11 protein-coding genes are annotated in these 13,696 nt (G+C 45.9%); 5 read left to right on the forward strand and 6 right to left on the reverse strand.

Annotated features, from left to right (window positions below; translation table 11 throughout):
* Positions 1–52 precede the first annotated feature (52 nt).
* The 5 genes from NL626_RS15035 (at position 53) to hemN (ending at position 4,760) form a co-directional block, all read left to right on the forward strand.
* Positions 53–670, forward strand: a complete 618-nt coding sequence (locus NL626_RS15035; RefSeq protein ID WP_005379248.1) for a cytochrome c — start codon at positions 53–55, stop codon at positions 668–670.
* Positions 671–1,507: 837 nt separating this feature from the next.
* A complete protein-coding gene (locus tag NL626_RS15040; RefSeq protein WP_005379250.1) occupies positions 1,508–2,146 on the forward strand; it encodes a class I SAM-dependent methyltransferase in 639 nt (212 codons plus the stop codon).
* The gene (gene yihI, locus NL626_RS15045) at positions 2,146–2,688 is read left to right on the forward strand and encodes a Der GTPase-activating protein YihI (protein ID WP_005379252.1); all 543 of its coding nucleotides are present in this window, start codon (positions 2,146–2,148) and stop codon (positions 2,686–2,688) included. The genes NL626_RS15040 and yihI overlap by 1 nt, the downstream gene beginning before the upstream one ends.
* 7 nt (positions 2,689–2,695) lie before the next feature.
* Positions 2,696–3,184 carry a DUF2489 domain-containing protein gene (locus NL626_RS15050; RefSeq protein WP_005379254.1) on the forward strand — a complete coding sequence of 163 codons (489 nt, stop codon included), beginning with the start codon at positions 2,696–2,698 and terminating at the stop codon, positions 3,182–3,184.
* A gap of 184 nt (positions 3,185–3,368) precedes the next feature.
* Entirely contained in the window at positions 3,369–4,760 is a 1,392-nt protein-coding gene (gene hemN / locus NL626_RS15055; RefSeq protein ID WP_104979917.1) for an oxygen-independent coproporphyrinogen III oxidase, read from the forward strand.
* A gap of 69 nt (positions 4,761–4,829) precedes the next feature.
* Here hemN and add read toward each other — a convergent pair whose 3' ends face one another.
* From add to glnA, 6 genes are all read right to left on the reverse strand, one after another.
* Positions 4,830–5,834 carry an adenosine deaminase gene (gene add / locus NL626_RS15060; protein WP_005379257.1) on the reverse strand — a complete coding sequence of 335 codons (1,005 nt, stop codon included), beginning with the start codon at positions 5,832–5,834 and terminating at the stop codon, positions 4,830–4,832.
* A gap of 147 nt (positions 5,835–5,981) precedes the next feature.
* Entirely contained in the window at positions 5,982–8,528 is a 2,547-nt protein-coding gene (locus NL626_RS15065; RefSeq protein ID WP_239932002.1) for an EAL domain-containing protein, read from the reverse strand.
* A gap of 102 nt (positions 8,529–8,630) precedes the next feature.
* A complete protein-coding gene (gene glnG, locus NL626_RS15070) occupies positions 8,631–10,034 on the reverse strand; it encodes a nitrogen regulation protein NR(I) (RefSeq protein WP_104979921.1) in 1,404 nt (467 codons plus the stop codon).
* A 57-nt stretch (positions 10,035–10,091) separates the two neighbouring features.
* Entirely contained in the window at positions 10,092–11,138 is a 1,047-nt protein-coding gene (glnL, locus tag NL626_RS15075) for a nitrogen regulation protein NR(II) (protein WP_017821940.1), read from the reverse strand.
* A gap of 132 nt (positions 11,139–11,270) precedes the next feature.
* Positions 11,271–11,852: a DUF4124 domain-containing protein gene (locus tag NL626_RS15080; RefSeq protein WP_047103732.1), complete on the reverse strand. Its 582-nt coding sequence runs from the start codon at positions 11,850–11,852 to the stop codon at positions 11,271–11,273.
* A 195-nt stretch (positions 11,853–12,047) separates the two neighbouring features.
* The gene (gene glnA / locus NL626_RS15085; RefSeq protein WP_005379275.1) at positions 12,048–13,457 is read right to left on the reverse strand and encodes a glutamate--ammonia ligase; all 1,410 of its coding nucleotides are present in this window, start codon (positions 13,455–13,457) and stop codon (positions 12,048–12,050) included.
* Between the last annotated feature and the right edge of the window lie 239 nt (positions 13,458–13,696).

A 13,696-nucleotide genomic window follows, 5' to 3' on the forward strand; every position in this document is an offset into this window, starting at 1 on the left:
GGTATGTTCACATTCCGTGGTACTGGAAGCTTGATAATTATAATGGAATGTCATGAAGAAATTAGCGCTAATTTTGAGTCTTTTAGCCAGTTGCTCAGTATGGGCCCAAGGTAATATTGAGGCTGGTAAAGCAAAATCACAAACCTGTGTCGCCTGTCACGGAGCAGATGGCAACAGTGCAATAACAACGTACCCGAAACTCGCAGGCCAACACGCTAAGTATCTTGAGAAGCAGTTAAAAGAACTTAAGCTAGGCATGACAAGTGGTGGTAAACAAGGTCGTTACGATCCTGTAATGAGTGGTATGGCAATGCCACTGAGCGATGAAGATATCGCAGACCTATCTGCTTACTACGCTTCGCTACCAGTTTCAGAAAACTCAACACCTGAAGATGTAGTAGCAAAAGGCAAAACGCTTTATACCGCTGGTGATGCCGAGCGTGGCCTAACCGCATGTATTGCATGTCATGGTCCTCGTGGCAATGGTACTGAGCTTTCTGGTTTCCCGAAAATTTCTGGTCAGCATGCTGACTACATCAAAGCTCAGCTAGAAAAATTCCGTGATGGCGACCGTGGTAATGATATGAATGCCATGATGCGCGACATCGCGAAGAAAATGACAGACGAAGATATCGAAGTGCTGTCTAAATACGTTGGCGGTCTGCACTAATATACCTAAATTGCTCAAGATCCTGCATCTTGAGCTAGTTGGGTAGATGTCCCTACATCGTTCGAGCAACTTGTACAAAAATGCCCTAGTGAATCCACTAGGGCATTTTTGTTCGTGACAGATATCACAGTCGAGTTTGGATGCGAAAGCGATAGTTGGCTCGGCAGTTTGTGAGACATTTGCCATACTTGATGTTGGCTTTTTCTTGTTAGTGTTTTTAAGTTTTTGATTAAATGATAATTTTGATTTTTTAGAAAAATAGGCGGATTTTTTTTCAACCCATTACTTGTGAGCATAACGGGATGGCGTAAAGTAGAATTCGTTCACAGGGGGTGAATGTAAGGATTTAAGACCACGGTTTAGGTCTCCAAGGATGTAGCTCGGATGCTTGGTGATTTAGAAAGGGATTTAGATAGGTAGGGAGCCTATCAGATAAGGATGGTCATCTCGTCTGACGGTTAAGACAGTGAAACGGATCAGGCACAGGAAGTTGCTCAGTAGACAGGAAGTAAACGGATAGCCAAAACTCATCAGGAAGATGAAAAACAACTCTTTTTGGCAGGGAAAGCTCTAAAAACAAAGGGATCATTGGTGCACCAAATGTGTGCAACACAGTTTCGCCAATTGATGGCACTTAGAAAGCGACAGTCTGACTGTCGCTTTTTTTATATCCGTTGACTTGCTCAGTCGTAACTTGAATTGAGATTACTGCACTTATTTAGCTTTATAGGTTGTAAACAAAGTTTTTTAACAAAAATTGCTGAAAAAATACTCAACAACACTCCAATCCGAGTTCACTTTCTGGTATGTTTCGCATCCCTGTTTGAGGAAGTCAGCATGCATACCTGTCCTTTATGCCAAAATCAGCGCACTCACCATTATTTTGAAGATAAGCGTCGTGAATATCTTCAATGTGAGCAGTGCAGCTTGGTATTCGTAAATCCAGACCAACGTTTGGATGCGGAAAGCGAAAAAGCTCACTATGATTTGCATGAGAACAACCCCGATGATTTGGGTTACCGACGCTTTTTGTCGCGTATTGCTGACCCGATCACAGAGCGAATTTCTCCACAATCAAATGGTATCGACTTTGGTTGTGGTCCTGGCCCAACGCTCTCCTTGATGCTGGAAGAGGCGGGGCACAACATGGCGTTGTACGATCTCTATTACCACCCTGATACGTCGGTTTTAGAAAAAACGTACGACTTCATGACAGCAACAGAGGTGATAGAGCACCTCTACCACCCAGATTTGGTGTGGAAGCAATGGTTGAATTTAGTTAAGCCAGGGGGCTGGATAGGCCTGATGACGAAAATGGTCATCGACGTGGAGGCTTTCAAATCATGGCATTATAAGAACGATCTCACTCACGTAGTGTTCTTTAGTCGTGACACGTTCCAGTTCCTAGCAGAGCGGGATAAGCTCGAACTCGAATTTATTGGTAATGATGTAATTTTACTGAGGAAACCCCAGTAATGAGCCGTAGTAAAAAATCTAGAAAACCGGGTGCCGCTGGTGCACCTGAGTTTGTTGTAACTCGTAACCGTACAGAATCTGATGTGGAAGGCCGCTTACGCAAGCGTGCTAAAAAGCGTAAAGGTCTGAAAACGGGTAACCGTAACTCAGAAGTTAACGAGCAGAAAAAGCAAGCTGCTGCACAAAATCGCGACCCGCGCTTAGGCAGCAAAAAGAAAATACCTCTGATTGTTGAACCTGCGAAGAAAATGACGAAGCAAGAGCGTCGTTTGTCGGCAGAGCAAGAACTAGAGATGCTAGAAAATGACGCGCAATTGAACGTGTTGCTAGACCGTATTGAAGCGGGTGAAAACCTGGGCACAGGTCTACAGAAATTCGTCGATGAGAAACTCGATCGCATTGAAAAGCTAATGGACCAACTAGGTTTGTTGGAACCTGAAGAAGAGGAAGACTTCACTGCACCTGCTGAGAAAAGCACGCGCAACGATGATGACTTGCTGGCAGATTTCGACGACATTAATTTCGACGACTATAAAGGATAATTAAGCTATGAATGTAACCTTATTAGCTATTGCTGGTGTTGTGATTATCATCGCACTCGCTTCTTATGCAGGTTACCTTCTGCTTCAATTGAAAAAGCAAAAGGAATTGCAGCTGAAGCATCAAAAATTGGCGATAGACAAACGTAACGCCAACATTTTTGAGAATGTGCATACCTTGTGTCAGGCGGGCATTCAAGGCCAGTGCGATTTATCTGAAATCAGTATCCGTGTGTATAACATCATGGATTATGTACAAGGTGAAGACCGCGTTGATTTCGATAAAACGTACCCTGCGATTTCTGAGCTTTACCACATCGTGAAAGATATGGCGCGTGGCGAAGAACGCCAACAACTTGCCAAGAAAGAGCGTATGCAACAGAACTTGACGCGTCATAAAGCGGAAAGCCGCCTCACTGATGCGATTATTGAGGAGCTCAAAGTGTTGCAGAAAAACGTCCAGCCACTGAATAATCAAATCAATATTCAGATGATTTAAGCGCGACCCCCAATAGGCTCCTTATGGCTAATGGGGGTATCGTGATCACGCTAGCACTTCTTTAGTTTTATACTTAAAAAGCCAGTCGGCGTTGCCACGCTTGTCATCGTCGTATGGCAAAATAGCGGCTCTGAATATCGGGTGACGGCTTTCGTTGCCCTAGCATTTAACGGAAAGTACCACCATGTCGAATCAACACACTGAATCGAAACAGCAAATCGTCTGGGATCAAGCGGTATTGGATAAGTACAACTATTCCGGGCCTCGTTATACGTCGTACCCAACGGCGCTGGAGTTTCATGAAGCGTTCACCATTTCTGATTATGATATGGCATGCACTCAATACCCAGAACGCCCATTATCGCTGTACGTACACATTCCGTTCTGTCACAAGCTTTGTTACTACTGTGGATGTAATAAAGTCATTACACGCCACTCGCACAAAGCGGATGAATACCTCGACGTGCTTGAACACGAAATTCGTCAACGTGCTGCATTACTTGTTGGTCGCACCGTGACGCAATTGCATTTTGGTGGTGGTACACCGACGTTTCTCTCTGAAAAGCAAATCACGCGTGTGATGAGCCTGCTACGCCAAGAGTTTACTTTTAGCAGCGATGCAGAAATCAGTATCGAGGTTGACCCGCGTGAAATAGAGCTGACCATGCTGGATCATCTGCGTAGTGAAGGCTTCAATCGCTTGAGCATCGGTGTTCAGGACTTCAACAAAGAAGTGCAAAAGCTGGTGAATCGTGAGCAAGATGAAGAGTTCATCGTTGCGATGGTTGCGCGCGCAAAAGAGTTAGGCTTTCGTTCGACGAACCTAGATTTAATTTACGGTTTACCGAAGCAGACCAAAGAATCTTTTGCCAAGACTCTAGAACAAGTGCTAGAGATGCAGCCGGGCCGTCTATCCGTGTTTAACTACGCGCACATGCCACAGCTATTTGCAGCGCAGCGTAAGATTAAAGACGAAGACCTGCCAAAGGCAGAAGAGAAGATGGCGATTCTGCAAGACACCATCGCGACACTGACTGATGCTGGCTACCAATTTATCGGTATGGACCACTTTGCTTTGCCGGACGATGAACTTGCTGTTGCCCAGCGCGAAGGGATTTTGCATCGCAATTTCCAAGGCTACACCACACAAGGTGAATGTGACTTGGTTGGCTTTGGTGTTTCTGCAATCTCGATGATCGGCGATGCGTACGCGCAAAACCAGAAAGAGCTGAAGAAATACTACGCTCAAGTCAACGAACTTCGTCACGCTCTATGGAAAGGGGTCTCTCTGGACTCCGATGATTTGCTCCGTCGTGAAGTGATTAAGCAGCTGATTTGTAACTTCAAGTTAGACAAAAAAGCCATTGAGTCTGAGTTTAAAGTGAAGTTTGATCAGTACTTTAAAGAAGACTTACAGCTACTTCAGACCTTCATCAACGATGAGCTGGTGGAAGTGGATGACAATGAAATTCGTGTGACGCTGCGAGGTCGTTTGCTGATCCGTAATATTTGTATGAGCTTCGATAAGTACCTGCGAGCGAAGGCGCGTCAGCAACAATTCTCTCGTGTTATTTAATCAGAGATACAGATTCAAGATATAAAAAATGCCAGCAGATGCTGGCATTTTTTTATGTTTTCGCTGGATTTAAGCGCGATCTTTTACTTTTTCTCTCAGTTCCGCTTTTTCTGCTTCTGAAAGGAACGCAATCTCAAGGCCATTGATTTGCGCTTGGCGAATCTGGTCTTGGCTCAGGCCAGCGGCTGGTGCTGCTACTTCGTATTCGTATGGCAGTTCGATGCCTTCAACCGCTGGATCGTCAGTGTTCAGACACGCAAGAACGCCATGCTCTAGGAACTGCTTGAGAGGGTGGTTTTCTAGCGTTTCTACCGTACTTGTTTGGTAGTTTGACGTCAGGCAAGATTCAATACCAATGCGGTTTTCTGCTAGGTAATCCATCAGTTTTGGATCGTGAATCGCTTTTACGCCGTGACCGATACGAGTTGCGCCCAGCTCATTGATTGCTTGCCACATGCTCTCTGCACCTGCTGCTTCACCAGCATGGACCGTTACCCCAAGGCCAGCATCGCGTACTTGCTTGAAGTGAGACACAAAGCGATCACCCGGTTGGCCTAGCTCGTCCCCCGCAAGGTCGACGGCAACGATGTGATCTTTCTGGCTCAGAATGCCGTCCAGTTCTTGTTGACATGCGTCAGTGCCAAATGTGCGACTCATGATACCGATCAGGTTGGCTTTCACGCCAAAATCGCGCATACCCGCTTGCACACCGTCCACGACGGCTTCAACAACCCCCGCTACTGGTAGTTTGTGTTTCATCGCCATGTAGTAAGGAGAGAAACGCAGCTCTGCGTAATCGATTTGTGCGTTTAGCGCGTCTTCTACGTTTTCGTACGCGACACGACGACACGCATCTAAATCGCCCAGGACAGCAACACCCCAGTCGAGCTTAGAAAGGAAAGCAACAAGAGAGGGTTCCGCTTCGACAATTTGAACGTGAGGAGTGAGAGACTCAATATCGTACGCTGGTAGGGCAATGCCAAACTTTTGGCCTAGCTCAAGAATCGTTTTAGTACGAATGTTACCGTCGAGGTGACGGTGCAAATCAGTAAGAGGAAGGTTCTTCGTTATCATTTTGTCGATCCGGATAGTTATGAACTGGAACAGGGCCCAAACATCATCTGTGACAATACATGGGTAAGATTTGCAGTTAAGTATAAATAACAGTTGGGTAGATTGTCAGTAGAGGATGACTAGGAAATCAACGATTCTCGCTCTTTTCTACTTCATGTTCACCAAATGTGTTGGCCATTCTTCTAGTGGCATAGGGCGGCTGTAGTAGAAGCCTTGCACCTGATTACAGCCTAAAGAGCGCAGTAATTGTGCTTGATTGCTATCCTCGACACCTTCCGCGACGACATTAGTTTTGAGACCTGCTGTGATATTGATGACGGCAGCGACGACTGAACTGTTTAAGTTTTCTTGTGTGAGTTGATTGATGAAAGTGCGATCAATCTTCAAGCAGGTAAACGGCAGAGAGTGGAGGTAACCCAGTGATGAGTAGCCGGTGCCAAAGTCATCTATCGCGATACCAATACCCATTTCACGCAGTTTAGTCATATTTTCTAGTGTGGTCGGTGCGCTATCAATGATACGTGATTCTGTGATCTCTAGTGTGAGGTTACTTGCTGGTAATTTCGTGATATCCAATACGCTTGTCACCGTATCAACAAAACTTGGGCAGGATAGTTGATTAACAGAGATATTCACATGCAGTTGGAAGTCCGACGGCCACTGTTTGCTTTCGATCGCTTGGTAAGTGTCGCGACAAGCTTGTAACAGAATCTGTTGGCCGATGGCTTTGATCATGCCGCTTTCTTCCGCGATTGGGATAAAATCTAATGGTGACACCATACCTGAGTCGCTATGCCAGCGCGCAAGTGCTTCGGCGCCACACACTGTGCCACTGACGAGATCCACAATCGGTTGGTAATGAGGAATAAACTCTCGGTTTTCAATGCCAGTTTGGATCTTGGTCAGCATTTGCGTACGAAACTTTGAAGCGCTCGCTAGTTCTGGGCTGTAGTGACAAACACCAGTCAGTGAGTCTTGTTTAGCGTAACTTAATGCGATGCTGGCGTTGCGTAACCATAAAGGCATGGTTTCGTTTGGCTGGGTTTGTACAATACCAAGTGAAATCTTCATCACTACATTCTCGCCTTCCACCATAAATGGGGTGGAAAAGAGTTGCTGTAATCGACGCTCGGTTTGTTTAATTTTGGTTTCAGTGTCGACCTTTGAGAGAAACACCGCGAACTCATCACCACCAATCCGAGCTAATAATGCGTTGTCACGAAACTGCTGTTTTAGCCTTTCAGCGATGCTGACCAACAACTGGTCGCCGTTGTGATGACCCACACTGTCGTTGATATCTCTAAATTTGTTGATACCAAGTAAAAATAAACTGCCGTGACAAAGATGAGACTGATTTTCACAGATTTCGACCAAACCCTGACGGCTATATAAGCGTGTTAGAGAGTCATAAACTAACTGTTCACGCAATGCTTTGAATGAAGCTCTTAGATTGTTCGCCATTTCATTAAAAGCATGAACCAGTACGGTTGTCTCATACACATAACCAGGCTTTGGCATGCCGCTATCCCAATCCCCATTTGCCAGGTGCTGAGCGGCGGCGGCCGTCGCGTTAATTGGTCTGGTAACTCGGTTGAAAATGATCCAACTGATGGCGATCCCAAATAGGCTTACAATAATGCCAACGAGCCAACTCTCTTGCTGGCTTTTTGGTAACAGGCCGAGAAGCTCGGACTCCGAAATGGAGGTGCCAATAAACCATGTTAAGCCATCTTGGTCTCGATACGGGGTTAGCCGACTGAAAATACGTTGTCCATCATGTTCAAATGAAAAAGTATAAGGTTGCTTGGTGTTGTTGAGATCGAAAGACCGGACGCGGCTCGCACTGATTTTGATGATCGGGTCTGCGTTTTCAGCGGCAAGCAAACGCTGCCCTTTATCCGAAAATTTTGTGCCCCATGAGATGACGCTTCCCGGGCCTGAGTGAGCGATTAAACGATGATCTGGGTCCATGATGTAGACCGACGCTTTAGTGTTGTATTTTAACTCGCGCAGGAATTCGTTGAATGTATTGATACGAATGTCTGTCACCAAAACACCAGCAAATTGGTCGTGTTTGTACACCGGCGTCATGGCTGATAGCGTAATATCCTGGCGTTCATCAGCATTGGTATAAATTTCAGACCAAGTGGCGTTTTGGCTCTCTGCAACGGGCTTATACCATGGGCGAGTGCGAGGATCGTATTGGGAGATAACCGTTCGAATGTTGTTACTCACATGGTTGGTTCCATAAATAACCAGATCACCATCGGTGTGGCGATCTTGCACCATTAAGGTGTAATCGTCGGAAAGTTCGCGGCGAAAGCCTGCAAAGTCGCCGTTTTCTGAACCAAATGCGATTACATCCAACTGCGGTATCGATTGGTAAAGATTTTTGAATGCACTTAGCAGGTAGTTTTGAATGTCTGAGGTATCGTGAGGGCGATGAAGGTTGTGATAGCTGACGTTGTGCGCGAGAGCCATAACCGCAGTAAAAGGCTTACGTAGATAGCTATTGAGGTGGTCGTGGACACTTTCGGTTAACACGGAAAGTTGCTTGTCACTGATATCCGTGACCACTTCTTCGTAACTTTGTTTTTGGACGTAGACAATGACACCGATCGCCAGTAAGAAGATCATGACAAATGGAATCAGAACAGCAGTACGCAGTGTAATTTGAGTCGTAGCAGTAGACATCGCCTAATCACATAGATGGTGGTGCGCCACAATTGTACTGATGTTTTTATTAATATCGAGTGACAAACGACGCTCGTTGTTAACGCACCACGTAAGTGATTGTCAGTACAATTCTTTTAATTTTCTGGTGAGTGTATTTCGCCCCCAGCCTAATACTTTAGCGGCATCTTGCTTATGACCTTTAGTGTGCTCTAAGGCTGCTTCTAATAAAATGCGTTCAAATTCTGGTAAAGCGTAAGAAAGTAGTTCTTTATCTCCTGCTGCGAGTGAATGCCGTGCCCAATCCGCCAATTGTTCTTGCCAACTACCATGTGAAGAGTCTGAAATGGATTTTTTCTCTTCGAGTAGTTCGCTTGGCAAGTCATTTGGTAACACTTCGCTACCACTGGCCATAACGGTTAACCAACGGCAAATATTCTCTAATTGACGAACGTTGCCAGGCCAATCAAGGCGGTTAAGAATCTCCACGGTCGACGGGTGGAGAGTTTTTGTTTCCACACCAAGCTCATCAGCCGCACGGATAAGAAAATGCTGTGTAAGCTTTTCAATGTCTTGCTTACGCTCACGCAGTGCCGGGATCTGCACGCGAATCACGTTTAAGCGATGAAAGAGGTCCTCACGGAAGTCACCTTCGTGCACCAGCTTTTCTAAGTTCTGGTGTGTTGCCGCGACAATTCGTACATCGACACTGATCGGAGAGTGACCGCCCACTCGATAAAACTGCCCGTCAGCTAGAACGCGTAGTAAACGAGTTTGAATGTCCAATGGCATGTCGCCGATTTCGTCTAAAAATAGAGTGCCGCCATTGGCTTGTTCGAATCGTCCTTGACGAACATTGTTTGCCCCCGTAAACGCGCCTTTTTCGTGGCCAAACAGTTCTGATTCAATCAAGTCTTTGGGAATCGCCGCCATATTGAGCGCAATGAAAGGTTTGTTAGCACGTGGACTGTGACGGTGCAGTGCATGAGCAACGAGTTCTTTACCCGTGCCCGATTCACCGTTAATCAAGACTGAAATAGAGGAGCGAGAAAGACGACCAATGGCGCGAAACACCTCTTGCATCGCTGGTGCTTCACCGATAATTTCAGGCGTTTCTGCTGGAATGTCTTCTGGAGAGAGCTGCTCGCGTTTGTTTTCGTGGCTGTGTGCAATGGCTCGTTCAACCAGAGTTAAAGTTTCATCAATATCAAAAGGTTTTGGTAAATATTCAAAAGCACCTTTTTGGTACGCATTCACTGCTGCATCTAAATCTGAGTGCGCGGTCATGATAATCACGGGAAGGTCTGGGTAATCGCGCTGTACTTGTTTTAGTAGCTCCAACCCATCAATACCTGGCATGCGAATGTCTGATACTAGAACATCCGGCACTTCGCGTTCGAGCGCCATTAACACGCTTTCCCCATCGGCATAGGTTTCACATTTGATGTTGGCAGAGGAGAGCGTTTTCTCCATTACCCAGCGAATTGAACTGTCGTCATCAACGACCCAAACATATCCTTTACTCATGTAGTAATCCTTGCAGCAAACCGAAAAACTGACGCGACTTGAAGTCTATTAGCGCACTCAGATCGGCAGATAAATAGTAAATGTTGTGTGACCAGGCCAGCTTTCTACGTCTATTTTTCCATTGTGCTGGTCGATCAAATTTTGCGAAATAGATAGCCCTAATCCAGTTCCTCCCTCGCGGCCACTGACCATGGGATAGAACAGCGTGTCTTGTAGTTCCGGTGGAATACCTGGGCCGTTGTCTGTGATTTCGACACGAGCAGCGAGTTTACAGCGTTTGCCGTGAATATTGGCTTGGTGCACCGTTCTGGTGCGAATGGTTATTTTCCCGTGTTCTTGATGGCTAAGAATTTGTGCGGCGTTGCTGACGATATTAAGCATTGCCTGTTCGATTTGGTCTGTATCCATCAAAATCTCTGGCAAGCTTGGGTCATAATCTCGTTCAATGATGATTGAGCGTTGTGACTCTAATTCAACCAGCTGGCGAACCTTTTCAAGAATTTGGTGCAGATTCTCTTGTGTCTTCTTACCTGGCTTCTGCGGTCCTAGTAATCGATCCACGAGCGCCCTTAAACGGTCTGCTTGCTCAATGATGATGTGTGTATATTCGGTGAGAGAGGGCTCTGGCAGCATTTTTTCTAACAATTGCGCCGCACCGCGTAAGCCGCCAAGCGGATTTTTGATCTCATGTGCAAGCCCTCGGACTAACAGCTTCGCTGCTTGTTGCTGGGCGTGTTGGTTCAGTTCTTGAGAGAGTCGGCGCTGCTGATCAATTTTGCGCATCTCGACCAGAAGCATCAACTGCTTTTGCCAAGTGATAGGGCTAACCGTCACCTCTAGCATTAAAGGGCGGCCATCAACAACGAAAGTGACGTCACTGTCGGTGATGCTTTGGCCACTTTGCAACGGTTGAGTGAGCAGCGCGAGATCCAGCGACGCATGCTGAATCAATTGAGAAAGTGATTGTTCAATAATTCGTTTGGCGCTTTGAGAAAACAGCAATTCGGCAGCCGGATTGGCATAACGGATGGCCAATCCATCATCAAGAATCAGCGTTGCTGTCACCATATTGTTGAGAATGGCACTAGGAAGACTGGTATCCACATTACGTCCTTGTTTTGCTTTAAGATTGTGCGATGCACAATAATGGTGCAATTGAACGTTAAGTATGGCGAATAAATCTTAGAAGAAAAAGTGAAAAGCATCGCTGTGATGTGATTTTTTTCACCAGATATTCTATTTTGCCCCTTTTACGGTCGGCTTAACACTTGCTCTATGTAAATGCACCGTTATAGGGCTAGTAGATGCAATAAGCTTGCCGCTTCTTTTCGCGTGCACAGCAAGTGTGTGAGTGCCTCGGTCAATATTGTTTAACTGCCACACTATATGGTTTTGTGGTGCACCATAAGGTTTTCCATCGAGTAACAATTGCAATTGCTCACCGATACCAAGCTTGCGATTGGTTTCTAATTGAATATTGATGATGCCTCGATTGCTGCGGATGGTCTCGTTGTGCTTGGGAGTCAGCATCGAGAGTTCTAATGGAAGAGGCTTCTCGGTTGTTTTCTCTGGCTTGTTTTGTGATGCAGTAGATGGCGTAGTCTGAGGTGCGAGCGATTCAGTACTTTCTACCTCAGGAGCTGGTGCGCTGGCTTCAAGGTTTGGCAGTGCGATCGCTTTTGCTCCTTTGTTTGGCGTATCACTAAAGTGAACCACGCCATTTTCATCTACCCACGTATACGCGACCTGCGCGAAGGCGATAGAGGCGATTAACAATCCGCTGAGTGCACACAGTGATGGAATAAGCTGAACTTTCATTGCTCACCTTCTCTTGTTCGATGATTTCACGTTTCAATGGCTTAGCTCTTTGACCTGTAAGGAAAAATTCTAAGCGTATTTTTATTATCCCCTCATGTTAAACGTCGAAGCTTGAGTGGCGAATACAAAAAAGGCCCGCCTGCGAGGCGAGCCTAATATTTTATTGCTGTGTTTACATTTTACACAGTGTCGACCTTACACAGAGTAGTAAAGTTCGAACTCAACAGGGTGAGTTGTCATGTTTACACGCTCTACGTCCTGAGACTTAAGGTCGATGTATGAATCGATGAAGTCGTCAGAGAATACGCCGCCCGCTGTTAAGAACTCACGATCAGCATCTAGCTCTGCTAGCGCGTCTTTTAGTGAGTATGCAACAGTTGGGATTTCTGCTGCTTCTTCAGCTGGAAGATCGTAAAGGTCTTTATCCATCGCTTCGCCTGGGTGGATCTTATTCTTGATACCGTCAAGACCAGCCATAAGCATTGCTGCGAAACATAGGTATGGGTTCGCCGCTGGGTCACCGAAACGAACTTCGATACGACGTGCTTTCGGGCTTGGTACCACTGGGATACGGATTGAAGCAGAGCGGTTACGCGCTGAGTAAGCTAGCATTACTGGTGCTTCGAAGCCTGGTACAAGACGTTTGTACGAGTTTGTTGATGGGTTAGCGAATGCGTTGATTGCACGAGCGTGTTTGATGATACCACCGATGTAGTAAAGCGCCATTTCAGATAGACCGCCGTACTTGTCACCAGCAAATAGGTTTACGCCATCTTTTGCTAGAGACTGGTGAACGTGCATACCGCTGCCGTTGTCGCCAACAAGTGGTTTAGGCATAAACGTCGCTGTTTTACCAAACGCGTGAGCAACGTTGTGTACAACGTACTTGTAGATTTGGATTTCGTCAGCTTTGGTTGTTAGCGTGTTGAAACGAGTTGCGATTTCGTTTTGACCCGCCGTTGCCACTTCGTGGTGGTGCGCTTCAACAACAAGACCCATTTCTTCCATTACTAGACACATAGCAGAACGGATGTCTTGAGATGAATCTACTGGAGCTACTGGGAAGTAACCACCTTTAACGCCTGGACGGTGACCTTTGTTACCTTCTTCGTAGTCAGAACCTGTGTTCCATGCCGCTTCTACGTCGTCGATCTTGAAGAAAGAGCCTGACATGTCCGTCGAGAACTTCACGTCATCAAATAGGAAAAATTCTGGCTCAGGACCGATAAGTACAGTATCTGCAACACCTGTAGAACGCATGAAGTCTTCAGCGCGTTTTGCGATAGAGCGTGGGTCACGGTCATAGCCTTGCATTGTTGCAGGCTCTAAGATGTCACAACGGATATTTAGTGTTGCGTCTTCCGTGAATGGGTCAAGCACAGCAGAAGATGCGTCAGGCATCATTACCATGTCTGATTCGTTGATACCTTTCCAGCCAGCAACTGATGAACCATCGAACATTTTACCTTCTTCGAAGAAGTCTGCGTCGATTTGGTGAGCAGGGATCGAAATGTGCTGCTCTTTACCTTTTGTATCAGTGAAGCGTAGGTCAACAAACTTAACTTCGTTTTCTTGGATCAGCGATAGAACGTTTTCTACTGACATCTTGGATAACCTCCAGTGTTAATAAGCGGTAAAAGCTCGATTTATGAATTATTCATGAAACCTGGCATTGATTAATCAATTTGACTTTTCATTAATCGATGCTGTTTTAACTAAAGCCAAAACCGTGCCAAAAAAAATATTCCATTAATTTCAAGCAATTGTGTTTTTGAATGCTAGTTTGGTGCACTTGCTTGCACCAAAATGATCTTTGCTTGCACTATTATGGTGCCAAAAATCAT

This window comes from Vibrio sp. Y58_MX_L22, from assembly GCF_024181865.1.
GTDB classification, from domain to species: Bacteria; Pseudomonadota; Gammaproteobacteria; order Enterobacterales; family Vibrionaceae; genus Vibrio; species Vibrio alginolyticus.

Excerpts from the sequence above, each read along its gene's own strand:
- NL626_RS15035 (WP_005379248.1), top strand. The coding sequence starts at position 53 with ATGAAGAAATTAGCGCTAATTTTGAGTCTTTTAGCCAGTTGCTCAGTA.
- NL626_RS15040 (WP_005379250.1), top strand. The coding sequence starts at position 1,508 with ATGCATACCTGTCCTTTATGCCAAAATCAGCGCACTCACCATTATTTT.
- yihI (WP_005379252.1), top strand. The coding sequence starts at position 2,146 with ATGAGCCGTAGTAAAAAATCTAGAAAACCGGGTGCCGCTGGTGCACCT.
- NL626_RS15050 (WP_005379254.1), top strand. The coding sequence starts at position 2,696 with ATGAATGTAACCTTATTAGCTATTGCTGGTGTTGTGATTATCATCGCA.
- hemN (WP_104979917.1), top strand. The coding sequence starts at position 3,369 with ATGTCGAATCAACACACTGAATCGAAACAGCAAATCGTCTGGGATCAA.
- add (WP_005379257.1), bottom strand. The coding sequence starts at position 5,834 with ATGATAACGAAGAACCTTCCTCTTACTGATTTGCACCGTCACCTCGAC.
- NL626_RS15065 (WP_239932002.1), bottom strand. The coding sequence starts at position 8,528 with ATGTCTACTGCTACGACTCAAATTACACTGCGTACTGCTGTTCTGATT.
- glnG (WP_104979921.1), bottom strand. The coding sequence starts at position 10,034 with ATGAGTAAAGGATATGTTTGGGTCGTTGATGACGACAGTTCAATTCGC.
- NL626_RS15080 (WP_047103732.1), bottom strand. The coding sequence starts at position 11,852 with ATGAAAGTTCAGCTTATTCCATCACTGTGTGCACTCAGCGGATTGTTA.
- glnA (WP_005379275.1), bottom strand. The coding sequence starts at position 13,457 with ATGTCAGTAGAAAACGTTCTATCGCTGATCCAAGAAAACGAAGTTAAG.